Below are 26,702 nucleotides of genomic sequence, written 5' to 3' on the forward strand. Positions count from 1 at the left end.
AGAATGTAGGGTTAAATTGCCTGTAACGCTGTGAGCTCTTCAAGCATGCGCCGAACGCCTGCCTGCCACTCTGGCAGGTTAAGTGCAAAAGTTTGCTGAAACTTTGCGTTATCAAGGCGAGAATTTAATGGCCGCTGAGCCGGAGTGGGATAGCTGCTGGTCGGCAGAGGTTTCGCCTCAGTGAGCGCCAGCGCAACACCCGCCTTTCTTGCCTGAGTAAACACCAGGCTGGCGTAGTCGAACCATGTGGTGGTTCCTGAAGCAACCAGATGATAAAGACCAGCAACCGAAGAGTCACGCTGGGCAGAAGTAATGGCATGAGCAGTACAGTCAGCGAGCAAATCCGCACCGGTTGGTGCTCCGTACTGATCGTTTATAATCCCCAGTTCAGCCCGCTCTTTCGCCAGTCGTAACATTGTCTTAGCGAAATTATTACCTTTAGTGGCGTAAACCCAGCTGGTGCGGAAGATAAGATGCTTCTGGCAGTGCTGCTTAATTGCCTGCTCACCCGCCAGCTTGCTTGCGCCATAAACGTTGAGCGGCCCGGTGGCATCATCTTCTGCCCACGCCTGCTCTCCGTTACCGGGAAAAACGTAGTCAGTGGAGTAATGCACCAGCCATGCACCCAGCGCCTGAGCTTCTTTAGCGATGGCCTCGACGGTGACGGCATTAATTAAGCGTGCCTGTTCCGGCTCACTTTCCGCTTTATCAACGGCAGTGTAAGCGGCTGCATTTACGATGACGTCAGGTCGAAGGGCGCGGATGGTGGCAATGATGCCTGCAGTGTGAGTGAAGTCACCACAGTAGTCAGTAGAGGATGTTGCCAGCGCGGTGACGTTACCCAGCGGCGCCAGGGAACGTTGTAACTCCCAGCCCACCTGTCCATTTTTCCCGAACAGCAGAATATTCATGGCTGACGTTCACTATAGTTCTGCTCAATCCACGACTGGTAGGCGCCGCTCTTCACATTGCTAACCCACTCATTATGAGTTAGATACCACTGCACCGTTTTGCGGATCCCGCTTTCAAAGGTTTCCTGCGGTTGCCAGTTAAGTTCTGCTGCAATCTTAGCGGCATCGATGGCGTAGCGCCGATCGTGGCCCGGGCGGTCGGCAACATAGGTAATCTGCTGGCGGTAGCTGCACTCTTTAGGCACCAGTTCGTCCAGCAGGTCACAGATAGTTTCTACCACCTGCAGATTCTGCTTCTCATTGTGGCCGCCGATGTTATAGGTCTCACCTATCTGCCCCTGCGTCACCACGGTATAGAGCGCGCGCGCATGGTCTTCTACATACAGCCAGTCGCGGATTTGATCGCCTTTGCCGTATACCGGCAGCGCTTTGCCATCCAGCGCGTTAAGGATCACCAGCGGGATCAGTTTTTCCGGGAAGTGGTACGGGCCATAATTATTGGAACAGTTGGTGACGATTGTCGGGAATCCGTAAGTACGCAGCCAGGCGCGAACCAGATGGTCGCTGGATGCTTTTGACGCGGAGTAAGGGCTGCTGGGTGCATACGGCGTGGTTTCAGTGAACAGTGGCAGTGCAGCACCCGCAGGCTCTTCATCAGGATGCGGCAGGTCACCATACACTTCATCCGTCGAGATATGGTGGAAGCAAAACGCCGCTTTACGGTCTGAATCTAATCCATTCCAGTAGCTACGCGCGGCTTCAAGCAGTACATAGGTACCGACAATATTGGTTTCAATAAATGCTGCCGGGCCGCTGATTGAGCGGTCGACATGGCTCTCCGCCGCCAGGTGCATTACCGCATCAGGCTGATGCTGGCTGAAAATGGCACTCATTGCCGCGCTGTCGCAGATATCGGCCTGCACAAAGGCATAACGTTCACTGCTGCTGACATCCGCCAGAGATTCCAGATTGCCGGCGTAGGTTAATTTATCGACATTGATGACGCTGTCAGAGGTGCTGTTAATAATATGGCGAACCACGGCCGAGCCGATAAATCCGGCTCCGCCCGTCACTAGAATTTTCACGCTTATATTCTCTCTGTATTCAATTTTATTTCTGCATCAGATGAATTTCTATTTCACCGTCATAATAGTGTCAGCAGTGAGCTTTATTCTCGCCACCATGCGTACGCCATAAATAAACGAGATAAAACTCAGGCAGAAGATAGCAAACTGCCAGTTATCCGGCACGTGGCAACCTTCGAGGATAATGCCGAGCATGCCGCTAAACAGCTGGCCTGAAGTCATGATCGCTAAGGTCATACGACCGCTGAATCCGGCGCGCATCAGAATATGGTGCAGGTGCTCGCGATCGGGGCGGAACGGGCTGCTGCCGCGGCGTACGCGGGAGATCATCACGCGGATCATATCCATCAACGGCAGAGCAATAATCCACAGTGCGGTCACCGGTGCCATCACCGCGTCTTCGCCCTGAGAGGCAAGGATAAGTAACCAGATTACGGTGAAGCCGATCAGCATGCTGCCGGCATCACCCATAAATATTTTGAATTTCCGCCCCCACGGCACCCCGAGGTTGAGCAGAATGTACGGCATGCAGGCCACCACCAGCGCCAGGCACCACATCCCCAGCTCCGTCTGTCCGCCGAAGAAGAACAGCATGCTCAGGGTGGCAAAGGCCACGCTGGCCAGGGCACCAAGTAAGCCGTCGATACCGTCAACCATATTAAAGGCATTGATCGAACCGATCACGGCAAACAGCGTTACCAGATATCCGAGCGCCCCCAACATCAGCGGGTAGCCAAACAGGAAGGTGCCCAGCGAGTCAATCGCCAGCCCCTGCCACATCATAATCCCCGCTACCCCGGCCTGTACCAGCATGCGCGGCATCACCGGCAGGTCAAAGCGGTCGTCAATCACGCCGACCAGTAGCAGCAGCGTGATGCACAGCATATAGACCGGAAAACCCGGCAGCCAGCCAGGCTGCAGACTATACAGTAGCCATAACGAAAAATAGATAGAGACCCCACCCACCAGCGGGATGTGTCCGGAGTGATGCTTGCGCGCGTTCGGCTTGTCGACCAGGCCAACCCGACGGGCAATTTTTCGCGCGGCGAACAGCAGCGCCAGTGCGCCTATAAAGACAACAATGATATCTAGCATATGTTTACCCGTGCCCACAAAATTTAAGCATCCTGACTAAATTTGACCACGCTACCGCCCCTGGCTATAGCTACCAGTTGGCTGTCACTGATTCACCTACAAGCATAGCCAGTGAATTCCGGCCAGCTTTGTTTTTTTTTATTGGATTTATCCTGGAAACAAATCCACATGTCGCGTTACAAAATTGTGCGACAATTCTTATACTATTGGCGCGGTCACACAAGCTTAATCTACTGTCTTTTTTATGTAATTTACCATTCTCAACCACGTTGAACAATTAAGTATCACTGACCGGTTATTTTTTGACACGCCACTACTGTCATGACGCCAGCGCTTATCGGTTGCAGTCTCGTGCAAAATTTCGCTGCCCGCAGAAATGAAAAAACTCCCAAATCAGGGAGTTTTTTTAATCAATGCCAGTCATGTCTGAACTATCGGTAACCGTTAGGATTGTTCGACTGCCAGTTCCAGGTATCGCGCATCATCTCATCGATACCGCGAGAGACGCGCCAGTTCAGCTCTTTGTCCGCCAGCGAGGCATCCGCCCAGAATGCCGGCAGGTCGCCAGCGCGGCGCGGTGAAATCTGATACGGCACCGGTTTACCCGCCGCTTTCTCAAAGGCTTTCACCATCTCCAGCACCGAGTAGCCAACGCCGGCACCGAGGTTATAGGCTTTATAGCCGTCAACCGCCGCGATATGGTCCAGCGCCTTCAGATGCCCTTCTGCCAGATCCATGACGTGGATATAGTCACGTTCACCCGTGCCGTCTTTTGTTGGGTAATCGCCACCAAAGATGCCGAGCTTTTCCAGGCGGCCGATGGCGACCTGCGCAATGTACGGCAGCAGGTTGTTCGGGATACCGTTCGGGTCTTCGCCAATCTGGCCAGACTCATGCGCGCCAACCGGGTTAAAGTAGCGCAGCGCGATGGTTTTGAACTCCGGGTTGGCTTTAGCGTAATCGCGCAGGATCAGCTCAACCATCAGCTTGGAGGTGCCGTAAGGGCTGGTGGTGCCGCCGATTGGCGTGGTTTCCACGTAGGGAACCGGGGCATCAGCGCCGTACACAGTGGCGGAGGAGCTGAAGATAAACTGGTTCACACCGGCACTGCGCATCTCTTCCAACAGCACCAGCGTACCGGTGACGTTGTTCTGGTAATACTCCAGCGGCATGCGGGTTGACTCCCCTACCGCCTTCAGGCCGGCAAAGTGGATCACCGCGCTGATGCTATTGCTGGCGAAGATATCACGCAGGCAGGCGCGATCGAGGATATCACCTTCGCAGAACACCGCTTTCCTGCCGGTCAGCTTCTCAACCCGGCTGATTGATTCACGTGATGCGTTGCTCAGGTTATCCAGTACTACAACGTCGTCGCCGCGCTCAAGCAGCGCCAGCACCGTGTGGGAACCGATGTAGCCAGCTCCGCCCGTTACTAAAATAGCCATGTTGACTCCTTGCAACCACGCCGGGCGTGGCCACGTTCGGGTTAAGGTTGTTTCGCTAAAATCTTCTGAATTTCTTCGCGGAAATCGCGGCCCTGGTCATGGTTACGCAGGCCCCAGGTCACGAAGGCTTTCATGTAACCCAGCTTACGACCACAGTCAAAGCTGTCGCCGCTCAGCAGGTGCGCGTCAACCGGCTGTTTTTTATTCAGGTTGGCAATGGCGTCGGTCAGCTGATAACGGCCCCAGGCACCCGGCTCAAGGTTTTCCAGCTCGGTCCAGATATCCGCAGACAGCACGTAGCGACCGACCGCAGCCAGATCGGAGTTCAGCGTCTGTGGGTTTTCAGGTTTCTCGACGAACTCAACAATAGAGGCCACTTTACCGGCAAAATCCAGCGGCTCGTCGGTGGTGATCACCGAGTATTCGGAGAGATCGGCTTCCGGCATGTGGTGTGCCAGTACCTGGCTGCGGCCGGTCTCTTCGAAACGTGCCACCATGGCAGCCAGGTTATAGCGCAGTGGGTCGGCGCTGGCGTTGTCCAGCAGCACGTCCGGCAGTACCACAACAAACGCTTCGTCATGCAGCATCGGGCGCGCACACAGTAGCGCATTCGCCAGGCCCAGCGGCTGAGGCTGGCGCACGTTCATAATGGTCACGCCCGGTGGGCAGATAGATTTCACTTCGCTCAGCAGGGAACGCTTAACGCGCGCTTCGAGCAGGGCTTCCAGTTCGTAGGAAGTATCAAAATGGTTTTCGACCGCATTCTTGGACGCGTGGGTGACCAGAACAATTTCCTTGATACCTGCTGCCACGCACTCGTCGATGATGTACTGAATCATCGGCTTATCGACTACCGGCAACATCTCTTTAGGAATGGCTTTTGTAGCAGGGAGCATATGCATACCGAGACCCGCAACCGGGATAACTGCTTTAAGCTTGGTCATATTTTTTCCATATAAATGAAGTAAAAAACGTTCACTCATTATGCATTAAAGGGATGATTCACAAGTATAATCTTAATCTGAAAAAATAGCGCCAGGGCCAGCTATAAAAAAAAGGCCACCGCCAGGGTGACCTTATATTTATTACCGGGTTACAGGATGCCGCTGAACCATTCGGGCATCACAAATAAATTATAATAACTGACCAGCGCCATGATCCCGACGAACACCACCGACACCGACACCCACTGGCGGGCGTACGGAATGAAGCGGATCCCAATCACTGGCTTAATAAAGAACGGATGCGCGAAGCCAGAAATCAGCACCTGGGAAATCGACAGCGTCAGCGCCACGTAAGCGACATTTGGCCAGATCCAGGTTGTCGCCAGCACCGCAACCACGATCAGACTGGCAACAATATTCCAGTAGAACTCGACGTTGGTGCGGCCATTGGCCTGGGAGATCGCGCCGGTCAGCCCGCCCATCGGGCGCAGCATGCCGAACAGCAGCATCAGTGGGATCAGGTGCCCTACCGCCTCATGAGCCGTACCGTAAAGCACGCGAACAATCACCGGGGAGAGAATACCAATCGCCAGATACATCAGGCTGCTGAACAGCATAATCGCCAGCGTGCCCTTGAGGAACAGCTTCTGCAGCTGCGCAGGCTCATGCTGTTTTTCAGCAAAGCGTGGCAGTGCCAGGCGGTTAATGACCGGCGTCACCAGCTTCAGCGGTTGCAGCACCAGCTCTTTTGCCAGCGAGTAAACCCCGAGCATCTCGGCGCCCATCACCTTGCCGACAATCAGGGAGTCGGCCTGGGTGCGCAGCTGGTTAATGGTCTGCGAGCCGAGCTGATACACGCCGTACTTCATCGAACTGAAGAAGGTGCCTTTATCAAACTCAAAGGTTGGACGCCACGACTTCTCACCAAACCAGATCATGCAGAGAATACGCATGGCGGCATTGGCAAACAGGCCGAGGATCACCGCAGAAACGTTAAGCGGCGTGAGGTACAGCAGCGCGACCGTCAGAGCGAAAGCGAGGAACTTAGTCACCATCTCTATCTTCGCCAGCAGCACCATGCGCTTGGCTTTGATAAAGTGCGCCTGATACTGCGACAGCGAGCCGAGCACCAGGAAGTTCAGGCTGGTCAGCATAATCAACCCGGTGAGCTGCGGCAGATGATAAAAGTACGCAATCGGCCAGGCAATGGCGATCAGCAGCAGCCCGGTTAGCAGGCTGAGCAGCACGTTCACCCAATAGATGGTGCTCTGCTCTTTGCGGGTAATGTTCTGGCGATGCACGATATAGCTGCTCATCCCCATATCCTGCAACACCATGGCCACCGCGAGGATGGCATTGATAATTGCCAGAATACCCAGTTCATGCGCTTCCAGTTTGCGCGCCAGTACGCCCAGCTGAACCACTTGCAGTACCGCAGCAAAACAGGTACCACCAAACAGCCATACGGCCTGGTTTTTTAAACTACTCACGCTAATTGCTCCAGAATTTCGGCCAGCCTGCGGTAGGCAATATGCTGGTTAAACTCGGTTTCAACCTTAAGACGGGCTGCGGCCACCACCGGGGCTACATCGGCCTCGCCCTTCGACAATTTCAGCAGGATGTCGGCCAGCGCTTCGGCGTCGCCCTCTGGCGCCAGCCAGCCGGAGACATTGTGCTCGATCAGCTCAGGAATACCGCTGTGCTCGCTCGACACCACCGGCAGCCCGACGGCCATCGCCTCCATCAGCGCGACGGGGATCCCTTCCATATCGCCATCGGCAGCGGTCAGCGACGGCAGCAGGAAGATATCGGCTTCATCCAGATAGCGTTTAATCTCCTCCTGCGGTTTGAAGCCAACCATCTTCACGCACTCTTCCAACTTGGCGTTGGTGATGGTGGCACGCAGCTCATCTTCAAGGTCGCCGTTACCGACGATGCTGTACTCGAAGTGACCGCCCTGCGCTTTGAGGATTTTGCAGGCATCAATCGCCACGCCCAGCCCTTTTTTCTCGGTCAGGCGAGCCACGGAGAGAATGCGCAGCGGCTGGTGAAGCGAATCACGGGCCTGCAGATTAAATTTCTCCGGCTCGATCCCCATGCGCGTCACGTGGATCTTCTCCGGCGGGCAGCCCATCTCGATCAGCTTGCGCTCCCACAGATGACTGATCGGCAACAGCAGTTCGCTCTGGGTAAACAGGCGCGCGTAATCCTCTTTGTGCTCTTCAAGGATATGGCGGCGGGAGATATCCGCCCCGTGGAATACGGTGGCCTGCTTGCCCTGCAGTACGCCAAGCTCGCGCAGCTTGTTCGCCAGCGCCCCGGCGTAGCCGAAGTGCACCAGGAACACGTCCGCGACAAACGGCGTCTTGTTGGCGGCAACAATCGCCGGCAACAGCAGCTTGCTCGACTGCGCGCCGTAGCGCCCGATATTGAATGATTTCAGGGTGGCGGAGCTAAGAATTTTAGGCAACACGATCTGCAGACGCTGCTTCAGCTTGTCCGCATTGGTCACCTTCTCTTCCGGCAGCAGATAGTGGGTTTTTTCCGCCAGATTATAGCGGTCAAAGGCCCCGTGCCGGTTTACCAGATCGCCCGGGAACACCGAGATAATCTCAACGTCATAGCCGATATCAATAAAATGCGTCACCTGGTTCAGCACGAAAGTTTCAGAGCTGACCGGAAAACGCATCGTGAAAAATGTTAATTTCATTGGTTCACCCTAAGAGTTTAACCACGTCGTCAGTGATCCGGTTACCCAGCATCCGTTCCTGTTCCACAGCGCTGTCTACCTGCTGTTTCACCGCATCGTAGTTATCCAGTACGGTATTCACTTTCGTGATAATGCTGCCGTCCATCAGGCTCTTCACATCGCTGGCCATCTCTGGCAGGCCCAGCTGGTTCATCACCCCAAGGGATTTGTGCTCATAGTTGATCGCCACGGCTGGCGTACCAAAGTTCATTGAGATAATCGCCGAGTGCAGGCGTGTACCAATCGTCAGGTGGCACTGACCCAGCAGGATACCCAGCTCAAGGTCGTTAAACTCATCCATGATGACGTGGTACTTATCTTTCTGTTCGATATGGTCGCTCAGGGTCATCGCCACCATACGGTCATCTTTGTTGTAGCTGTCGATGCCGGTACAGGTCGAGAACGCCACCACCTGGTAGCCGCGGGCGATCATGGCGTTGATCACTTTGCCAAAGGCTTCTTCATACTGCTGCTGCGTTACGCCCAGTCGCTTGTCGAACGGGGCCAGTTCACGCACGGTAATGGCAATGGTCTTTTGCTGGCCGATAACCTGCTGCCAGTGCAGCAGGTTATGGCCCGGCTCCGCCACTTCACGTGCGCGCACCAGAAAGGCGGTATCAGCACCTTTTACCACTTTCCCGGTGGTGATACCGCCCTGCTTCATCATCTCCAGGCTGACGCTTTCACGCAGCACCAGGCTGTTTACGCGGTCAAAGACAAAATTGGCGATTTCATTAAAACGCGGCTTCTGGAAAGGACCCACGCTGTGCCCAATCATATGAATCGGCTTGCCGGCCAGCAGCGCACAGAGCGAGTGTTCAAACTGCAGCGGGCCGTAAAGGTCAACGAAGAACGAGCCACCGACCTGAATAATCGCGTCATACTGCTTCAGATTGTCGCTGAACTCCTGCAGATACTGCGGCACAGGAAACAGCTTAAACACGCCGCGTTTGGCGATATGCGCCATCATGATTTTCGGCATCAGACGGCGCTTAATTTTATCTACCAGCTTGTTTTTGCCCTTTTTAGTCTGCAAAAAGAGCGCATCTGGCAGAATATCTTGCTGGAGCAGGTAACCAGAACTGGTTGGATAACGGCTAATAACGTCAATATCGAGGTCGTTCCTTGCCAGGTTTAACGAATCAATAATCCCGCGTAAAATAGCGCCATCACCACGATTTCCACATGTATGATTGCCAACTAACAAAATCTTCATAACTACTCCAGAAAAAATTTTATAATTCTTACAGGCCTAAATGACCTTAAGTGGTTAATTAATAAGTCTTATTGTTTAAAAACTGCCAAACACCCATCAATACGTCTTAACCGCTTAAAACAGGCTGCCTTTCCAGGCATCAGAAAAACAGCCTGATAACTCTGAAAAACCGTGGTCTTAACGAAAAACTGACACTATTTCAGTGCGAAGTAGGGAATAGCTACCTGCTTGCCGTTCAGAACAATCGAGACAAACCCCTCGGGATGGTCGGTATTAACCTGATCGGCGCTCAGCGGGCGGGAAGCCATCAGCAAATCGCCATTTTCATTAGCGCCAATGCCCGCTTTACCGTTGTGCAGGCTGAAGCGCTGCACCGCACGGCTGGCGTCTTTGCCCGTTGGCGCCGCGCCAAATTTCATGCTGCTGTCGAAGCGCGCGCAGCGTCCGGTCTTGAAGCGGTCTTTAGCCGTGGTTTTGATCAGCACCCCGGCAGAAGCAACCCAGCCGTCAATTTTGACGAAGATCCGCACATCGGTGTCGTGCGGCGTCACGATCATCACGTCGAGCACCGGACTGGCACCTTCCGCATGCCATGAGGCTTCAAACTTGTGGGTTTTGCGCTGCAGGCTGACGATCGCCCGCCCGCCGGTAGTCTTATCGCCGACCACCTTATTGAGCGGCGCGCTGCTGCTGCCGTTACTGAATGAGGACTGGCCGAAGATTTCAATCTCCCACGCATCGCCGACATCCGGGGTATAGATGTTGCCCAGCTCAACCCATTTCTGCTGATTGCTGTTATTTTCGATGCGGAAACGCGAAGTCAGGTAGTTGTACTTCATGCTGCCGTCGACCGCGATACCGTAGGATTCCACGCGGGTTGAACCGCGCTCCCAGGCGCCCAGCCACTCACCTTCCGCCAGCGAGTTATCGATCCAGCTGCCGGCCTGCAGATTCGTCTGGCGCGTATTCAGGCGCGAGTTATGGGCGATCAGCGGGTTCTTACAGGTTTCCAGGCTCAGGGCATCGATAATCCACTGGCCGTTGGAGATGTCGCCGGGGAATTCGGTATGCTCGATCCAGCCGTTGTGGATCAGCGACTGACCGCAGCGCTGCAGGTTAAGGACTTTCCCTTCGGTGCAGTACTGCGCGTTAAAGTTAGACAGCTCGATGGCGGTGCTGTGGTCCCACTTGCCCTGCGGCGCGTTCGACCAGACAGATTTGATCACGTCGCCGCTGCAGCGCAGCGCATACCACTGGTCAATTTTACAGTCGAGGGTGTCCATCAGGCTGAGCGAGGTGCCGCCAACGCGCACGAAGCGCAGGCAGGCGCCGCGGAAATACTGGCCGCCGGCGCATTTGTTGTCGAAAAAACCCTGCCTGTTCGGGCGCTCGTCGGTGCGGCCGTTGAACTGCAGGTTGCTGACTTCCACCCAGCGGGTGTTAACCTTAAAGACAAAGTCTGAATCGCCGTCGGAAACAATGGTGGTGGCCGGGAAGTAGCCAAAGTTGACCATCGCACCAGAGATGCGGAAGAAGCGCGTTTGCTGTGCAGAGAAGTCACAGGCGCTGACGAAGAACGTCCCCGCCGGGAACTGCAGGCAGATCTGCTGATTGGCATCCTGCGCCCACTGGTACATGGCCTTGATTGCCGGTGCACTGTCGGTTTTGCCATCGTCAATCGCCCCGAAGTCAAACAGGGTCAGGCGGTTGAAGTCCTCAACCACGCGGCGCCAGTGGAAGTCGCCGTTGCCTGCGATAATCACCCCGCCATCATCTTTGGCGGCGCTGAGGTTACCGACAAACTCACCGCCGCCGACCTCCAGCCCGTCATGCCAGCTTTTCAGCTTAATCTTGGCGCCGCTGAACAGCGGGCGGGTTTTACGCAAGTCATCTACCGAGGCAATTTCACCGATCAGCTGGTAACCGGCGGGCTGTGCCAGGCGCTGGCTGAAGTTGTTACTGCCGCGCGTCACGTCAGGGATGTTAAACAGCGTTTGTCCGCCGTCATCCACCACCGCCATTGAGTGCGACGGGTCAGCAATCAGCGCGGCATTATCGGCAATAAACTGCTCGAAGCTGCCTTTATTCAGCGCCACCGGCTGCTGCACTTCAGACACGTTGCCTTTGGCATCGCGCAGGTAGAGGCTAATCAGATTGCCCGCTTGGGTCGGGTCGCTGCCGGCTTTACCGATATAGAGTTTGCCGCTGAAATTTTTCCAGAACTGATCCGGCATGGTATAGACATTTTCCGGCGTCAGAATAGGCACATCACCCTTCGGCAGATCGCCAGGATTGACACTTTTCAGGGCCAGTGTGGGGTTACTTTTGGCCGCATTAGCGGTGAATGAGCTTACAGTGAACCCTGCAAGAATCGATGAGAACGCAGTGAGTAATTCTCTTCTTTTCATGATGTTGTCCCGTGGTCAATTTTTGGTCCTGCAGCACAGCAGGTATGAAACAGACTTCCAGAGGTCAGGCGCGAGCCCGTGCCGTCGTTAAATCAGCGACAGCCAGGCTTCTTTGATGACCTTGCCGTCAAACTTGAGGGCGGTCGTTTGAGTACTGGCGCTCATGGCGTAAAACAGCTCATCGTCATGGGCCAGCTGATTCATGCTTTCGATAAAGCGCGCTTTATCGTTCATCGCCACCAGGAATCCATCCTGCTGATGATTAACGATCTCCTGCGGCCCGGTCGGGCAGTCATACGCCACCACCGGCAGGGACCAGGATTTCGCTTCCAGCAGCACCAGCGGCAAGCCTTCATAGCGCGAGGTCATCAGCGCCATATCGCTGTCGCGATAGTAGTCGTTGATGTTGCTGACGCGGCCGACAAAATTGACGCTGTTGCTGATATTCAGGCGCGCCGCCTGGGCTATCAGCTGCTCTTTCAACTCACCGTCACCGGCAATCACCAGCTTCCAGTCCGGATTGGTCGCCACAAAGCCCTGCCAGACATCCAGCAGCAGATCGAAACCTTTCTGATGATCCAGGCGGCCGACGGCCAGCGCCTGGTAGTGGCGCTGAGTGCGGTGATGATTTTTGTACACCACAGGATTGGGGATGGTTTTGCTGGCGATATTCCAGCCGTTGAACACCTGATGGTCTTTATCCGTCAGCACAATTACGCGGTCGTAATAGCGCAGCATCAGGTACTTGAGGAGTTTGATCGGTTTACTGAAGGAGTTAATCGCCACGTGCTCGCAGGCGTACACTTTGGCCGTTTTCTTTTTCAGCGTCATCATGCTGTACAGGGCAAACATCACGCTGAGGCGCCCCATGCTGATCAGAAACACTGCGTCAAACTGCTCCTGATGAATACGTTTCACCACGCTTTTCAGCGGCTGCTTTTCACCGGCAAAACTGACAATTTGCTGCACATGCTCAAAGGGATAGAACGGCTGACCCGAGCCTTCCAGCGAATAGACGGTAACCTCATGCTGCGGGCCTAAACACTCCGACATAAAGTTACAGATATTCTCGGTTCCGGCATAGGAATAGGCATCTTTGATAACCAGCACGATTTTTTTCATGATTAAAACCACCTCAAAAACATCAAATATTAACGGTGCTTCAAAGTAAACAACACGCCATTAACCATGTACCAGACATAGTAGTAATAGACTTTCAGCGGGTTATTTTTAAAAATGAACTTCAACAGGTCGAGATGCCATTTGGCCGCTTTATTTTTATTGCGCGACAGCGAGTCACCCATCTCGTAATAGGTCACCAGATTTTTATCGATCACCCGCGCCTGCTTATATTGTTCAAACAGCTCGTACAGGAACAGGAAGTCTTCGTGGCCCTTTTTCTTAAACAGCACCGTTTTCGCCGGGCGGCGATAGCAGACGGAAGAGAAGCAGATACGGAACTGCTTTTTCACGAAGCTATCCTGCATCAGATAGGGTTTACCGTAGCGCACGTCATAGGATTTGGTGCGCGAACGGTAGCTGTAATCGCTGATCACCAGATCGTCGCCGGAGGCCAGCGCGCGCGTTTGCAGCATCAGCTTGTCACTGAACCACTCATCATCACTGTCGAGGAAAGCAATAAACGGTTCGCGCGCCGCTTTCAGGCCGACATTGCGGGTTTCCGCCGCGCCGAGGTTGACCTCATTACTGAGGATCGTGATGCGCTCGTCGGTGCAGTGCTGGCGCACGAACTCCAGTGAATCATCGGTAGATTTATCGTTAATCAGGTAGATCCGCCAGTCAGTATAGGTCTGATCAATCACCGACTGCACCGCCCGCAAAATGGTCGCGCGCGCGTTGTACATGGGGATAATAATCCCGACCGTGCCGATTTGATTATTCATCTGATACCCTGAATCTGAGGTTTATAAATTATTAAATTTTCAGGGCCGGGTATGCCCGGCCGCGACGTTAATTAAAACAATCTGAATATTGGCGCGATGCTGTAACCGTTAATCGACTGCACCGACAGGATGGTGTTGTAAGCCAGGTAATAAGACGTCATGGCAAACAGCAGCCCAAAGTTCAGCAGCACGTTACGGATGCGCATCATCAGGAAGGCCAGCAGCAACGGCTCGCAGTGCAGGAACAGGTTACCCACGCGCCCACCCAGGATTGAGAAGTCTGAGAAGACAATACGCACCGCCGCACCCGCCGAATAGGCGATAAACAGAATATAGGCGATGCGATCTTCTTCTTTAATCGGCTGGCGGAAGTAGACCACGGTGAAGAAGGCAATAAAGGCGATGTTTTTCAGGTTCGCCAGGCCAAACACCGGCGAGGCAGCATCAAACACCGTACCGCTATAGCCCATGGCGCGGTCGCCGATCACCGGCACAATACCCAGCGAGTCAAGGAACAGCTTTTTACCGCCGACCAGGCCTAATGGGATAGCGGCAAACACCATCGCCAGACCGAAGTACTTACGCTCTTTCAGGAACAGGAACGGCAGCACCATCAGCACCGCATAGCCAGTGGAGTGCGACTGAGTACTAAATGCCAGGAAGACAAACGCCATGAAGTACTTGCGCCCGGCCGCCGAACAGATACAGGCCACGGCGAAAGCACTCGACAGGCCGAAACGGATCTGGTTCATATCCTTGTTGATAAACAGGTGCGCTGAGTACAGGCACAGCGAACAGAGGATCAACGGCGAATACTTCTTATAAATCCAGGCGTTGGTCGATACGGCAATAAATGCGACAAACAGCAGGAAGTAGTAGCTTTCATGCGTGAACCAGCCCAGCACCCATGCCAGCAGCATAAACAGGTTTTCATAGCGGTAAATATCCGCCACGGTGGCGTAGCCACTGATAGTGGTCTGCCGCGAGAAATCGTGGAAGAAGCCAAGATACTGCCAGTCATCAATACCCGAATTTGGCCCCCTGAAACCGGCAAACATGATCAGCGCCACCGTACCAATAAAGAAGAAGTAGGTCAGCACGCGCTTCATTTTTGGTTCATTGGCCTGGTTAATCGATGCCAGTTCAAAAAAACAGAAAACGAGAATGGTGTAGCTAATTATCCAATATATTGCCATGTTCTAATCCGCCCGTTCTTTATAATTCTTATAGTGCTACTTCCCCCCTAAACGCGCCCTGAATTTATCTTTCAGACGATTAAGGAAGTAAGTGCGGTTATCTTTATTGGTTAAGAAAAAGTAGCGGGCAAAGCTGAGGCTGGCCTGGAATGACTTGCCATCCATCTTATAACGTAACGGCAGCTTGTACGCTTTATAGGTGTGGATATCACGGCGCGTCAGGTACGGCTTCATATTATCGAGCCAGAAGTAAGAGTACTTCACCGACTCACCCTTATGCTTGGAGCCAAACTTGGTCACCAGATGATAGTTCGCCAGCGGCTGCGCAATCATCACGAACTCATAGCCAAGACGATCGGCGCGGATGCAGAAATCGTAATCCTGATGGCGGATGTACTTCTGATCAAAGCGGATCTCCTGCGCATATTCGCGCTTCAGCACAATGGTGCTGGTCTGGATAAAGCCGTAGCAGCCAAACAGATATTCGGCCACGGTTTCAGTGCGCGACACCTGCTGTAGCGGCAGCACTTTCAGGAAGTGACCGTCCTGAATAATGTTAACCTGGCTATAGATAATAAACTTCTGCTTACCCTGCCCTTCCAGCTGCTGGATGAGCTTCAGGCTCTCCTGCAGCTTGTCCTTGTGCCATTCGTCATCGGCATCGAGGAAGCTGATATAGTCGCCGGTCGCCAGTTCGATGCCTTTATTGCGCGCGCCGGAGCCGTTGAGCTTCTCCTGCGACAGCACCAGGTTGATCTTCAGCTGCGCGTAACGCTCTGACTGCACCACCGCAGCCAGCTGTTCGGCATCGGCGGATTTATCATCAATGATGATCACTTCAAAATTCTGGTAACTCTGCGCTGCCACACAATCCAGGGTGGTCACGATAGATTCGGATGCATTATATGCAGGAATGACGATGGAAAATAAAATATCCTTCATTGTCAGGCACCTTTTAATCGTCCAAAACAACATTCTAAAAAATAAAGGAACCTTCAAAGAAGGTTCCTCAGGGTTTACTTAGCTTTTCGCATCCTGCTTGTAGCTGTAGTCGTAATAGTCATAGCCGTAACCATGAGAATTAGCGGCCTTACGCACTACGGCATTGAGGATCACCCCTTTAATATCGATACCATTCTGGGCGAAGCGCTTGTAGCTGAACTCGACCTCTTTCACGGTGTTGGTTTCGAAACGCGCCACCATCAGTGACGTCCCTGCCATCTTGCCGATGATGGAGGCATCGGTTACAGCCAGAATCGGTGGCGTATCGATCAGCACCAGATCGTAGTTCTTGCTGGCCCAGTCGAGCAGCTCGCTCATGCGGTTATGCATTAACAGTTCGGACGGATTCGGTGGCACCTGGCCGCGGGCGATAAAGTCAAAGCCGTACGGACCGTGCTGCACCAGTTCACTGCTGAGCGGTGTTTTGCCGGACAGGATGTTCGACAAACCGCTTTTGGTTTCCGCACCCAGCAGGTCGTGGGTGTAACCCCGGCGCATATCACCATCGATGAACAGCACTTTCTGACCGGCCTGAGCCACCAGTGTCGCCAGGTTGGTACTGATAAAGGTTTTACCAATCCCCGGGCTGGCACCGGTAATCATCAGAATGTTGTTTTTCGCTTCCATCATCGCAAAGTGCAGGCTGGTACGCAGGCTGCGGATCGCTTCGATAGAGAGGTCGGTCGGGTTACCCAGCGCCAGCAGCGTGTTGTGCGGGTCAGCTTTGGCTTTCAGGCCGCGTTTGGCCAGCGCTTCAGCATCTTTCTTACGCTGCCAGTCGGAGAGCGGCACGCTGGCGTAAACGCTCAGGCCCAGCTCTTCCAGCTGCTCAGGGTTGTCGATACCGTGGTGGAACAGTGCCTTCAGCAGAATCACGCCTACAGAGACCACCAGGCCAACAATCAGGCTGGCGGCAATCAGCAGCAGTTTCTTCGGTGCCACAGGCGTACCGGCAGTTTCCGCATGGTCGATAATACGCACATCACCGACGGTGCTGGCTTTGCTGATGTTCAGCTCCTGCTGACGGTTCAGCAGCTGCATGTAGATCTCCTGCCCGGCCTGCACATCACGCGTCAGACGCACGATTTCCTGCTGGGTTTGCGGCATCTGGCTGATTTTGCCGTTCAGCTTTTTCTGCTGATCTTCCAGCGTCTGGCGTTTTTCCAGCAGCGCACGGTAGGTTGGGTGATCTTTCTTGAACAGCTGGGACACTTCTGCTTCACGGAAGGTCAGCTCGTTCAGCTGGCTCTGGATGCTGACGGAAGAGTCGAGCGCCGACTTGGCTTCCAGCGACATATCCACCGAGTCATTCTGGCGACGGTAGCTGTTGAGCTTATCTTCAGCCTGGTCCAGCTTAGCGCGCACTTCCGGCAGCTGGTGCTTAAGGAACTCGAGGCTCTTCTCGGCTTCTTCAGATTTACGCTCAACGTTCTGATACAGATAGTTGTTAATAATCTGGTTCAGGACCAGGCTGATCTGCTGCGGATCCTCACCGTTATAGGTCAGGCCCAGCACGCCGGTGTCTTTACCCATATCGGCCACGGTCAGGTTGCTGCTGACCAGTTTGATCGCCTGCAGGTCGCTGAGTTTGGTCACGGTGAAGCTGGTACCCTCATCCGCTTTAATGTCGCTGACCAGCATGGTGACATCGCCGTGCTGCTCGAACTGACCCACTTTACCTTTAAACAGCTCATCACCATCTTTACTGACGGTGTAGCTGTCCGGGCCATCAACTTCAACGGTCAGCTGACGCTTTTCCCACACCGCCGGCACTTTCATGCGCGAAATGGCGATCTGCGCCGGTTTGTTGCCCATCATGCGCGACAAACCTTTACCGATCAGCGGGAAGAAATCTTCCTGCACCAGCACGTCGAGGCCAAGGTCCTGAACCGTTTTGCCCAGCACCATACGCGAGGTAACGATTTCCACTTCGGTCGCTGAGGCCGGCTGTGAATTCGGCATCATCTGCGTTAAGTCATTCAATACGGTGTTGGCGTTTTTCGACTCCACCTGCACCATCGCATCGGCGCTATAAATCGGTGTTGCGAACAGGCTGTACAGCGTGCCCATCAGCATAAACAGCGCTGTGACAGCCACAATGATCCAGCGATGGTCAATAAGTTGTCCCACAAGGTGCGCCAGATCGAATCCGCTAGAATCGTCTTTAGGCGCTGACGGTGCCTTACTTTTTATTTTCATGGAGGTCCCAACTATCGGCTTAATGCGTTGACCCATTTCTGGGCAGCGTTTTCAAGGATTCCGTACACGGCTTCAAAGGCATCGCGGCTTTTCTTATACGGGTCCGCTATTTCCTGCTGATTGATCCAGTGTCCAAACAGCATAGTTTTGCCACGTACGGAGGGGTTGATGCGGCACACCTGGTCGACATGTTTTTTTTCCATCACCAGGATCAGGTCATAATCCCGGCACATGTTCGAGGTGAGCTGCTGTGCCGCATGACCTTCCAGCGACACACCATGCTCACCGGCCACGCTGCTGGCGGTTTCGTCAGCAGCGTGATCAACCAGAGCGCCCAGCCCTGCGGAAGCGATATTCTTCTCAGGCAGTGCGGTTTTCAGCAGCCGTTCCCCGGTCGGGGAGCGGCAGATGTTGCCTACACAAACGACTAAGATTGAATTAATCATAATGATCCCCGAGGGTTACCAGTTATGAAGCGTCTGCACGGTTCGTGTCGCATCGTAAACACCACTGATGGTTGGGACCAGCTGTGAAATCACGCGGTTCCAACGTGCCAGAGGCGTCGAGGTGACATAAACGATGTCATAAGGTTCTAGCTGGAACTCAGTTCCCATTACCATCGCGGCGGCATCTTTAGTATTAAGCTGATAGATGTTGGCGATTTTACTGCGGTTTTGTCCACGAATTGGACGGATAACGAAGACGCCCGTTGCATCTGCCACGGTCTGATCCATACCCTGTGCATTACCCAGCGCTTCCGACAGCGTCATACCGCTGCGGTCCATTTTCAGCGTGGCCTGCTGCTTGACTTCACCCATCACAAACACTTTGAGATCGTCATTACGCGGCACATAGAGAATGTCGCCCGGGTAGAGCAGGTGGTTTTGCGACAGGTCGCCATTCTGCATCAGCGCCTGCAGCGAGATCGGCTGCTCCTGGCCGTTGTGCGTCAGCACCACGTTGCGCCAGTCGGCGTTGGCAGTCAGACCGCCCGCGGCATTGATCGCATCCAGAATCGTCAACGGCACGTTAGTGATTGGCTGCTGGCCAGAGGTGGTCACTTCCCCGGTCACGTAAGTTTTTTGCGATTTGAACGAGGCGATGCTGACATCCACCTGCGGGCTTTCGATGTACTGCGCCAGACGGCGGGCAATCTCATCGCGCACTTCCTGCACGGTACGGCCGGCAACGCGCACGCGGCCGATGTACGGATAGAAGATGGTGCCGTCGGAATGTACCCAGTTACCGGTGTCGCTGGCGCTACGGTACTGACCGGCTGGCGTGGTCAGTTCCGGGTGATCCCAGACGGTCACGGTCAGGACATCGCCCACACCAACGCGGTATTCATAGTTCTGCACCTCGCGCTGCAGACCGGCATTGGCCTGCGCCACAACGGGCTTCGGCTTCATGCGTTCTACCAGGCTTGGCGTCAGCGGGTAGACATTGACGTATTTATCAATATCGAAGTCGCTGTCCTGTTGCTTGACGACATCTTTCCCCATGGTGGAGAGATGACTGCCCGGCTCGATAGTACAGCCGGAAAGGAGTGCTGCCGATACCAGCAGGGGTATCAATTTAGTTTTGATTGTAATCATCTAGTTCATCGCTATCAGTAATTTGAATGATAGTGGCGAGACCGCCGCTGTGTAGCGTCTAAAAGTAGCTAATTGCTCAAATCAGGCACTGGTACTGTTGGTCATTATCTTTAGCCCCCTGGCTTCGTTTTAATAAGCCCCATCGCGTTTCAACACGACGCCGACGGTTTTAAATAAGATGGCGATATCGTTCCACAGTGACCAGTTCTTCACGTACCAGGAGTCGAAGTAAACACGGGTTTCATAGTCCACGTCGTTACGCCCACTCACCTGCCACAATCCAGTCATGCCTGGTTTAGCCATAAAGTAGTAATCAACATCCCCCGCATAACGCTCCAGTTCGGCTTCGATCACCGGACGTGGACCCACCAGGCTCATCTCACCGCGCACCACGTTCCACAGCTGCGGCAGTTCATCAAGGCTGGTTTTGCGGATGAAATGGCCAACGCGGGTAATGCGCGGGTCATTTTTCAGCTTAAAGTCTTTATCCCATTCTTCACGCGCTGCCGGATCGGTTCGCAGCACCTCCTCCAGAACCTCCTTGGAGTTCACTACCATTGAGCGGAACTTTAGACATTTGAATTTGCGGCCGTTAAGGCCCACGCGTTCGTGACCGTAGATAGGTGCCCCACCATCGCGGGAGACCATAAAGATCAGGACAGCCAATGCGGGCATCAGCATGGTGATAATGCTCAGCGCACCCACAATATCGAAGCTGCGTTTCAGGAAACGCGAAGTGCGCTTGGCGAGATTGTTATTTACGCGCAGGATCATCACTTCATGACTGAAGATATATGCCATATCCGTGCCATAAAGCGGAACGCCGCGTAAAGAAGGAATGACCGAAACAGAACGGCAGTTATGTTTAGCCAGATTTTTCAGCCACAGATCGCGTGACTGGCTCTGCTCATATTCCACGGCCACGATAAACTGCGTTTCGCTGTTTACCAGTGACCATAGCTGCTGCTCATCTTTGAGTACCGGAATACCAAACAGCTCCAGAGCGGGCTGGCTACCGTCAACATCAAAGAATGCCACCACGTCGAAGCCCATCACTTCTTCGCTTTGCAGCGCTTTATACGCCTCTTCCGCATTCTTACCGCTGCCAAGAATAATGGACTGTTTCTTCCATAACTTGTTGCGGTTAAGCACGCGTTTCACTATCGAGCGCCCAATTGGAATCATCACCATCGCCAGCAGCCAGGTTAATACCCAGATCCAGCGGGAGAGTTCCCATTTGGACAGTGCGCTAATTGACAGGTCAACAATGGAGAATACCAAAATTGTTCTGAAGACTTCTTTTAACTCAAACCAGAACGGTTTGCGGTATGTGTAATGGCGTAATCTCACCCAGAACCAGCCAACACAAACTACAGAAAGTAAAATATGTGTTGCTATTTTCAGGTTTAGATCGTGAGCCGGTATTTCTGACAGAATATCACCAGGCAAACTATTAATCAGCATAATGGCAATTGCCAGTGCCGCATTAAAACAGATGAGATCTGAAAGAGCCAATGACAGTTTTATTAACAACCCTTTAAAGGTAAATTCAATATCGCGCATAGTTAACTCGTAATTTTTATCTTAGGAAGCCTGTGTTTTATTGGTTTCAAACCTGGAGATGCGTGTCTTAGCAACACGGCGGTTATTTCACAGGAAACTTATTTAGGGAGTCTGGCAAAAAAGTCATTATAGCTGCATAGCGGCAAGAGATTTTGGCAATAAAATCAACATAAACGTTTACTGTCCGCGGCGCTTCCTGAACAGTCTCAAGACTCGTCAGGACACGCTACCGCCCCTGGCTTGTAGCTGCCAATGCGCTGTAAATGTTTCCGTATCATGTCGTCCACCCGTCATCTCTTACGGCAGGCCTTAGCGTTTACCAGCAAGTTGCGTGTCGAATCACGTAAATCAACATCCAACCGCTTAGCACTGCGCTAAATACAACATCCACGCAGACATTCAGTAACACGTTGCTATACTAGTTATAACTGGCCTGTTTACAAGAGGCTCCCTGCGCCCGTACCTTCTTTTCGGAATAAGACTACCTTACGACTGTGTCAGTACCACTCATAGCCCCACCCCTTACACAGTAAAATTCGGAATTAGCTTATATTGTAATTTAAGACTAATCCTGCTCGGTGCGTTATTACCCGTTAAGTATCACGCTTTAATCAGATAGGCCCTATACGATTATTCCTGAAAGCCATCAGATTAAGAATTTCGGAAGTAATGGGTTAATAACATAGCGTGATTGCTGTTTTTTTGTTCGCCAGCCTGCTAAGCAAAAGGCGCAGAAGTGCCGTTGCAGGTTGAAATGCCGGACAAAGCGTCCCATCATTGAAATATTGCAAATGCTGTTCAGGTGAAAACAATGTTCGAATGGATCGCCGACCCGTCAATATGGGCTGGCCTGGTCACGTTAGTGGTACTGGAACTGGTGCTGGGCATTGACAACCTGGTGTTCATTGCCATTCTGGCGGAAAAACTCCCCCCTGCCCTGCGCGATCGAGCGCGCGTAACCGGATTACTGTTGGCGCTGGTGATGCGCCTGCTGCTGCTGGCTTCAATTTCCTGGCTCTCTTCACTGACCGCACCATTATTCAGCGTGGGCGCGCACCCCTTTAGTGCACGCGATTTAATCATGCTGGTCGGCGGAATATTCCTGCTTTTTAAGGCCACCATGGAGTTGAATGAGCGGCTGGAAGGCAAGGATGAAGACGAGGGGCCGCAGAAGCGTGGCGCCCGTTTCTGGCCGGTGGTGGCGCAAATCGTGGTGCTGGATGCGGTATTCTCACTCGACTCGGTGATCACTGCCGTCGGAATGGTGGACCACCTGGCCGTGATGATGGCCGCGGTCATTATTGCTATCCTGCTGATGCTGCTGGCCAGTAAGCCGCTGACCCGCTTCGTTAACGGCCACCCCACGATTATTATTCTCTGCCTGAGCTTCCTGCTGATGATTGGCTTTAGCCTGGTGGCTGACGGCTTTGGCTACGCGATCCCAAAAGGCTATCTGTACGCGGCGATTGGCTTCTCGGTGATTATTGAAGCGCTTAACCAGCTGGCGCACTTTAACCGCCGACGTTTCCTGTCAGGCAATGCCCCGCTGCGCAAACGCACCGCAGAAGCCGTCCTGCGCCTGCTGCGCGGGCATCATGAAGAGTCAGAGCTGGATGCTGAGACCGCCTCGCTGGTGGCCGATAATCCGGGGCGTAAAGCGATCTTTAATAAGCAGGAGCGCATGATGATTGCACGCGTGCTGGCCATGGGCCAGCGTAGCGTCAGCAGCATCATGACCTCACGCCACGATATTGAGCATATTGATCTGGCCGAATCGCCGCAGCAGATTATGGCGTTGCTGGATAGTAACCAGCACACGCGATTAATTATTACCGAGGGCAATGATGACCCGCTCGGCGTGGTGCATGTCATTGACCTGCTGAAGCAGGCACTGCACGGCAACGATCTCGACCTGCGGGGGTTAATTCGCCAGCCGCTGGTGTTCCCGGAGCAGCTCTCCCTGCTGCCCGCGCTGGAGCAGTTTCGCCACGCGCGCACCCACTTTGCCTTTGTGGTCGACGAGTTTGGTTCGGTCGAGGGCGTGGTCACGCTGAGTGACGTCATGGAAACCATTGCCGGTAATCTGCCCAATGAGGGGGAGAAGACCGACCCGCGCTATGATATTGAGCAGCACAGTGACGGCAGCTGGATCGCCAACGGCCACATGCCGCTGGATGATTTAGCCATGCATCTGCCGCTGGAACTGGATGATAAGCGTGAGTACCACACCCTGGCGGGCCTGCTGATGGAACATTTGCAGCACGTGCCGCAGGAGGGAGAAGAGGTGGAGGTCGGCCAGTATCTGTTCCGTACCCTGCAGGTGGACAGCCACCGGGTGCAGAAAGTGCAGATTATCCCGTTAAATATCAATCCGTAATGCTAACTGTAGGGGCGGACCCTCTTTTTCGCTCCGCCCGGTGCAAATCATCAGCGCGGGTCGACCGGAAAAAAGGGTCGACCCCTACAGGTTTCACATATCCTGCAGAAAGTGCATGCTGACTGTAGGGGCGGACCCTCTTTTTCGCTCCGCCCGGTGCATATCATCAGCGCGGGTCGACCGGAAAAAAGGGTCGATCCCTACAGGTTCCACATATCCTGCAGAAAGTGCATGCTGACTGTAGGGGCGGACCCTCTTTTTCGGTCCGCCCGGTGCATATCATCAGCGCGGGTCGACCGGAAAAAAGGGTCGCCCCCTACATCACATATCCTTGAGTAACTTTTTCGCATCGCTGTTTTTGTCACTGTCCGGGTTGCGGCCAATCCACTCTTTCAGGCGTTGGCGCGCTTCGTCACGCAGCTGCTGGCGCAGCACATCATCCACCTTCAGGTTGTAGTTAATCGCTGACCACGGACCGTAAATGCGCAGCGGCACCGGCGTCTGCTGCAGGCGTTTAACCAGCGTGTCGTCGCCGCTCCAGCCCGCCGTCACCGTGACGCCAAAGCGCACATCCAGCGCCCGCTTAACCAAATCAACGCTGCCCGCACCGGTATAGTTCAGCAGGTTCGAGCGGGCATCCAGCGTGCCGAAATCAATCACCCCATTGTTCAAGCTGGCGCTGCCGGTAATTGACTGCAGGTCCGGAATATTCTCATCGCCCTGGCCGTGCACTTTGCTGCTGCTATTTTCCACCGCACGCTGAATCAGCTGCTGGAAGTTCAGCCCGGCGAACTGGGCATTCTCCACACTGAGCTGGGCTTTGCCCCGCCACTGGCGTTTAAAGTCATCCACGCTCAGGCCGCTGCCGGTAAAATTGCCGTTGAGCGACAGAACGCCGCTGACGGTGTCCGGCATGGCGAAACTTTTCAGCAGCGGTGGCAGATTGATTTGATGCAGTTCAGGAGCCAGCGTCACGCGCGTCGTGGCGGTACGCACATCAACGGTCCCGGGCAGCGAGAAACTGCCGTTTTCAGACTGCCCTTTAAAGTTGTCCACCGTCAGCAGCCCGTCTTTACTCACGCCATGCACCGCAACCTTGCTGAACGGCATACCGCGCCAGCGCAGCTGATCCACCGCCAGCGTCAGTTCACCGTCCATCGCGTTCAACACCGAATCGGCATTATCAGATTCAGGAGTGCTGGAGATCACCGGCCCGCGCCCGCTGCGCTGATCTGACCCGCTGGTGCTGTCCTCGGCATCGGCGACAAATCCGAACAGCGAGTCAAGATTCAGGCTGGGCGAGTGCAGATCGGCCAACAGCTGTGGCCGCTGGCCGAGGGTGCCCGAAAGGGTACCGGCCAGCGTGCTGTCGTTGGCGCTGAGGCTGAAATCGCTCAGTTCGAAACGCTGAGCGGTTGCCGCCCAGCGCGCTTTCATCTGCCCTTTACCCTTGATGCCCTCCTGCGGCAGATCGGCCCCTTTCAGCTGGTAATCAAGCTGGTTAACCAGCGCGCTGAGATGCTTCGGGTAATCGGTGATATCGAGATCGGCATCAAAGTGCAGCTGCAGTTCACGCTGATCGCGGTTGATGCGGCTGCTGAATTCAATGTGTGCCTGGCGCGGCTGAGTTTGATCGAGCGACAGATTAAAATCGCGCACGTTAAGCTGCTCGCCGTTATTTTGCTGCCAGACCAGCAGGCTGTCGTTGATACGCAGGCGGGAGATATCAAAGCGCCAGCCGCGCGTCACCTCATCCACCGACAGCTCGCTGTTGTCGCTGGCCGGGCCAATCGGTGCATCTGCCGGGCGCTGGCTTTCGCTGTCCGGCGTCAGGCGCACCACCGCCCCTTTCAGCATCACCTGCTTAACGGAAAGCTGATGGGAGAGCAGCGGCAGTAAGTTGACGTCGAGACGCATATTGTCTGCGTGGACAATCGGCTGGGCCGCACCGGGTGCGGTCAGGGTGATCGGGCCGGAAAGAATGCTGAGCTGCGGCCAGACGTGCCAGCGCAGCTCACCGTTTAGCGCCAGCTGATAGCCGCTGCGCTGCTCGACCTGACGGATCATATAGGCGCGAAAATCATTCGGATTGACCAGCACCACTAACGCAGTCATTCCTGCCACCATCACCACCAGGAGGATGGCCAGTGTGGTTATCAATCTTTTCATGCCTACTCCTTAAACCCTTCATCGTTCAAATTGCAGGTGTATTGGCTGCCTTCCTGCAACCTGAAATCTCTTGGGCCTGACATCTGTCCGCTAGTCTTTATCTATCCGGCTGGCGTCGGCACCCTGCTGACCCTTGTACTTGGCATCCTGGCGGCTGTTATAAGGACGAGCAGCCGGCCCGGAAAGTGGCTCAAAACTGAGTGCGCCAATCAGCATCCCGGGGCGCAGCGCCAGCGGTAGCTTACCTGAATTATAGAACTCCAGCACGATGCGACCCTGCCAGCCAGGGTCGATGCGGTGCGCCGTAACGTGCACCATCAGGCCAAGGCGCGCCAGCGAAGAGCGCCCGTCCAGCCAGCCGACTAGATCGTCAGGCAGCGTGACGGATTCAAACGTCACCGCCAGCGCCAGCTCGCCAGGATGAAGATAAAAAGCATCTCCTTCCGGCAGCACAATCTCGTCGCTCATCACGCGGTCAAGCGCTGCGCTGACTTCATCCTTAGGACCGCTTAAATCGATAAAGGGGGCCGTATGGCCGCGAAAGGTGCGGAACTGGTTGCCCAGACGCACATCCACGGTTGCGCCATTGATACGCTCAATCGGCGGGCGCGGCTCAATGCCCAGCTTGCCGTTGTCGAGCCAGGCTTCTATATCGCGGTCACATAATCTCATTGCGCTACTCCAGCTGACGCTTCGATCATTCGAAGAACTGATTAATTTTTGCTTTCAGGATATCGATAGCAATGCGGTTTTTACCGCCGCGCGGCACGATGATATCGGCGTACTGTTTGGACGGTTCGATAAACTGCAGGAACATCGGGCGCACTGTCTTCTGATACTGTGC

Annotated in this window: 20 protein-coding genes and 1 pseudogene; 1 reads left to right on the top strand and 20 read right to left on the bottom strand. The window is 54.2% G+C overall.

Annotation, left to right across the window (positions count from 1 at the left end; all coding sequences use genetic code 11):
- Positions 1-11: 11 nt before the first annotated feature.
- From rfbD to wbaP, 17 genes are all read right to left on the bottom strand, one after another.
- Positions 12-911: a dTDP-4-dehydrorhamnose reductase gene (gene rfbD, locus J2Y91_RS21935; RefSeq protein WP_253539401.1), complete on the bottom strand. Its 900-nt coding sequence runs from the start codon at positions 909-911 to the stop codon at positions 12-14.
- Positions 908-1,996: a dTDP-glucose 4,6-dehydratase gene (gene rfbB / locus J2Y91_RS21940; protein WP_253539404.1), complete on the bottom strand. Its 1,089-nt coding sequence runs from the start codon at positions 1,994-1,996 to the stop codon at positions 908-910. The genes rfbD and rfbB overlap by 4 nt, the downstream gene beginning before the upstream one ends.
- Positions 1,997-2,044: 48 nt before the next feature.
- Positions 2,045-3,091: a UDP-N-acetylglucosamine--undecaprenyl-phosphate N-acetylglucosaminephosphotransferase gene (gene wecA, locus J2Y91_RS21945; protein WP_253539407.1), complete on the bottom strand. Its 1,047-nt coding sequence runs from the start codon at positions 3,089-3,091 to the stop codon at positions 2,045-2,047.
- 431 nt (positions 3,092-3,522) lie between these two features.
- Entirely contained in the window at positions 3,523-4,536 is a 1,014-nt protein-coding gene (gene galE / locus J2Y91_RS21950) for a UDP-glucose 4-epimerase GalE (RefSeq protein ID WP_187496836.1), read from the bottom strand.
- Positions 4,537-4,577: 41 nt separating this feature from the next.
- Entirely contained in the window at positions 4,578-5,480 is a 903-nt protein-coding gene (gene galF, locus J2Y91_RS21955) for a UTP--glucose-1-phosphate uridylyltransferase GalF (protein ID WP_048915584.1), read from the bottom strand.
- A 149-nt stretch (positions 5,481-5,629) separates the two neighbouring features.
- Positions 5,630-6,970: a lipopolysaccharide biosynthesis protein gene (locus J2Y91_RS21960; RefSeq protein WP_048915583.1), complete on the bottom strand. Its 1,341-nt coding sequence runs from the start codon at positions 6,968-6,970 to the stop codon at positions 5,630-5,632.
- On the bottom strand, positions 6,967-8,190 hold the full coding sequence (locus J2Y91_RS21965) for a glycosyltransferase (RefSeq protein WP_133623294.1): 1,224 nt from the start codon (positions 8,188-8,190) through the stop codon (positions 6,967-6,969). Before J2Y91_RS21965 ends, J2Y91_RS21960 begins: the two co-directional genes overlap by 4 nt.
- A 4-nt stretch (positions 8,191-8,194) precedes the next feature.
- Positions 8,195-9,445, bottom strand: a complete 1,251-nt coding sequence (wcaK, locus tag J2Y91_RS21970; RefSeq protein ID WP_048915581.1) for a colanic acid biosynthesis pyruvyl transferase WcaK — start codon at positions 9,443-9,445, stop codon at positions 8,195-8,197.
- Between the two features lie 194 nt (positions 9,446-9,639).
- Positions 9,640-11,853 carry a phage tailspike protein gene (locus tag J2Y91_RS21975; protein WP_133623293.1) on the bottom strand — a complete coding sequence of 738 codons (2,214 nt, stop codon included), beginning with the start codon at positions 11,851-11,853 and terminating at the stop codon, positions 9,640-9,642.
- A gap of 87 nt (positions 11,854-11,940) precedes the next feature.
- Positions 11,941-12,975, bottom strand: coding sequence for a glycosyltransferase (locus tag J2Y91_RS21980; protein WP_048915579.1), 1,035 nt, complete (start codon positions 12,973-12,975; stop codon positions 11,941-11,943).
- 29 nt (positions 12,976-13,004) lie between these two features.
- Positions 13,005-13,757, bottom strand: coding sequence for a glycosyltransferase family 2 protein (locus tag J2Y91_RS21985; RefSeq protein WP_048915578.1), 753 nt, complete (start codon positions 13,755-13,757; stop codon positions 13,005-13,007).
- Positions 13,758-13,828: 71 nt separating this feature from the next.
- Positions 13,829-14,953: an EpsG family protein gene (locus tag J2Y91_RS21990; protein WP_048915577.1), complete on the bottom strand. Its 1,125-nt coding sequence runs from the start codon at positions 14,951-14,953 to the stop codon at positions 13,829-13,831.
- 36 nt (positions 14,954-14,989) lie between these two features.
- Positions 14,990-15,895: a glycosyltransferase family 2 protein gene (locus J2Y91_RS21995; RefSeq protein ID WP_133623292.1), complete on the bottom strand. Its 906-nt coding sequence runs from the start codon at positions 15,893-15,895 to the stop codon at positions 14,990-14,992.
- Positions 15,896-15,973: 78 nt separating this feature from the next.
- Positions 15,974-18,154: a tyrosine-protein kinase Wzc gene (gene wzc, locus J2Y91_RS22000; RefSeq protein ID WP_099754596.1), complete on the bottom strand. Its 2,181-nt coding sequence runs from the start codon at positions 18,152-18,154 to the stop codon at positions 15,974-15,976.
- An 11-nt stretch (positions 18,155-18,165) separates the two neighbouring features.
- Positions 18,166-18,600 carry an arsenate reductase/protein-tyrosine-phosphatase family protein gene (locus J2Y91_RS22005; RefSeq protein WP_133623291.1) on the bottom strand — a complete coding sequence of 145 codons (435 nt, stop codon included), beginning with the start codon at positions 18,598-18,600 and terminating at the stop codon, positions 18,166-18,168.
- 15 nt (positions 18,601-18,615) lie between these two features.
- A complete protein-coding gene (locus tag J2Y91_RS22010; RefSeq protein ID WP_048915573.1) occupies positions 18,616-19,749 on the bottom strand; it encodes a polysaccharide export protein in 1,134 nt (377 codons plus the stop codon).
- Positions 19,750-19,878: 129 nt separating this feature from the next.
- On the bottom strand, positions 19,879-21,312 hold the full coding sequence (gene wbaP / locus J2Y91_RS22015; protein WP_133623290.1) for an undecaprenyl-phosphate galactose phosphotransferase WbaP: 1,434 nt from the start codon (positions 21,310-21,312) through the stop codon (positions 19,879-19,881).
- Positions 21,313-22,123: 811 nt separating this feature from the next.
- On the opposite strand from wbaP, the gene J2Y91_RS22020 reads away from it, so the two are divergent.
- Positions 22,124-23,689 carry a TerC family protein gene (locus J2Y91_RS22020; RefSeq protein ID WP_133623289.1) on the top strand — a complete coding sequence of 522 codons (1,566 nt, stop codon included), beginning with the start codon at positions 22,124-22,126 and terminating at the stop codon, positions 23,687-23,689.
- 321 nt (positions 23,690-24,010) lie between these two features.
- Here J2Y91_RS22020 and asmA read toward each other — a convergent pair whose 3' ends face one another.
- The 3 genes and pseudogenes from asmA to J2Y91_RS22035 form a co-directional block, all read right to left on the bottom strand.
- Positions 24,011-25,858: an outer membrane assembly protein AsmA gene (asmA, locus tag J2Y91_RS22025; RefSeq protein WP_133623288.1), complete on the bottom strand. Its 1,848-nt coding sequence runs from the start codon at positions 25,856-25,858 to the stop codon at positions 24,011-24,013.
- A 90-nt stretch (positions 25,859-25,948) separates the two neighbouring features.
- Entirely contained in the window at positions 25,949-26,530 is a 582-nt protein-coding gene (gene dcd, locus J2Y91_RS22030; RefSeq protein WP_253539410.1) for a dCTP deaminase, read from the bottom strand.
- A 25-nt stretch (positions 26,531-26,555) separates the two neighbouring features.
- Positions 26,556-26,702, bottom strand: a pseudogene (locus J2Y91_RS22035) (uridine kinase); the annotation flags it as partial.

Source organism: Erwinia aphidicola (assembly GCF_024169515.1).
GTDB classification, from domain to species: Bacteria; Pseudomonadota; Gammaproteobacteria; order Enterobacterales; family Enterobacteriaceae; genus Erwinia; species Erwinia aphidicola.

What these genes read in the sequence shown, in the direction of transcription:
- rfbD (WP_253539401.1), bottom strand. Translation starts at nt 911, where the DNA reads ATGAATATTCTGCTGTTCGGGAAAAATGGACAGGTGGGCTGGGAGTTA.
- wecA (WP_253539407.1), bottom strand. Translation starts at nt 3,091, where the DNA reads ATGCTAGATATCATTGTTGTCTTTATAGGCGCACTGGCGCTGCTGTTC.
- galE (WP_187496836.1), bottom strand. Translation starts at nt 4,536, where the DNA reads ATGGCTATTTTAGTAACGGGCGGAGCTGGCTACATCGGTTCCCACACG.
- galF (WP_048915584.1), bottom strand. Translation starts at nt 5,480, where the DNA reads ATGACCAAGCTTAAAGCAGTTATCCCGGTTGCGGGTCTCGGTATGCAT.
- J2Y91_RS21965 (WP_133623294.1), bottom strand. Translation starts at nt 8,190, where the DNA reads ATGAAATTAACATTTTTCACGATGCGTTTTCCGGTCAGCTCTGAAACT.
- wcaK (WP_048915581.1), bottom strand. Translation starts at nt 9,445, where the DNA reads ATGAAGATTTTGTTAGTTGGCAATCATACATGTGGAAATCGTGGTGAT.
- J2Y91_RS21975 (WP_133623293.1), bottom strand. Translation starts at nt 11,853, where the DNA reads ATGAAAAGAAGAGAATTACTCACTGCGTTCTCATCGATTCTTGCAGGG.
- J2Y91_RS21980 (WP_048915579.1), bottom strand. Translation starts at nt 12,975, where the DNA reads ATGAAAAAAATCGTGCTGGTTATCAAAGATGCCTATTCCTATGCCGGA.
- J2Y91_RS21985 (WP_048915578.1), bottom strand. Translation starts at nt 13,757, where the DNA reads ATGAATAATCAAATCGGCACGGTCGGGATTATTATCCCCATGTACAAC.
- J2Y91_RS21990 (WP_048915577.1), bottom strand. Translation starts at nt 14,953, where the DNA reads ATGGCAATATATTGGATAATTAGCTACACCATTCTCGTTTTCTGTTTT.
- J2Y91_RS21995 (WP_133623292.1), bottom strand. Translation starts at nt 15,895, where the DNA reads ATGAAGGATATTTTATTTTCCATCGTCATTCCTGCATATAATGCATCC.
- wzc (WP_099754596.1), bottom strand. Translation starts at nt 18,154, where the DNA reads ATGAAAATAAAAAGTAAGGCACCGTCAGCGCCTAAAGACGATTCTAGC.
- J2Y91_RS22005 (WP_133623291.1), bottom strand. Translation starts at nt 18,600, where the DNA reads ATGATTAATTCAATCTTAGTCGTTTGTGTAGGCAACATCTGCCGCTCC.
- J2Y91_RS22010 (WP_048915573.1), bottom strand. Translation starts at nt 19,749, where the DNA reads ATGATTACAATCAAAACTAAATTGATACCCCTGCTGGTATCGGCAGCA.
- wbaP (WP_133623290.1), bottom strand. Translation starts at nt 21,312, where the DNA reads ATGCGCGATATTGAATTTACCTTTAAAGGGTTGTTAATAAAACTGTCA.
- J2Y91_RS22020 (WP_133623289.1), top strand. Translation starts at nt 22,124, where the DNA reads ATGTTCGAATGGATCGCCGACCCGTCAATATGGGCTGGCCTGGTCACG.
- asmA (WP_133623288.1), bottom strand. Translation starts at nt 25,858, where the DNA reads ATGAAAAGATTGATAACCACACTGGCCATCCTCCTGGTGGTGATGGTG.
- dcd (WP_253539410.1), bottom strand. Translation starts at nt 26,530, where the DNA reads ATGAGATTATGTGACCGCGATATAGAAGCCTGGCTCGACAACGGCAAG.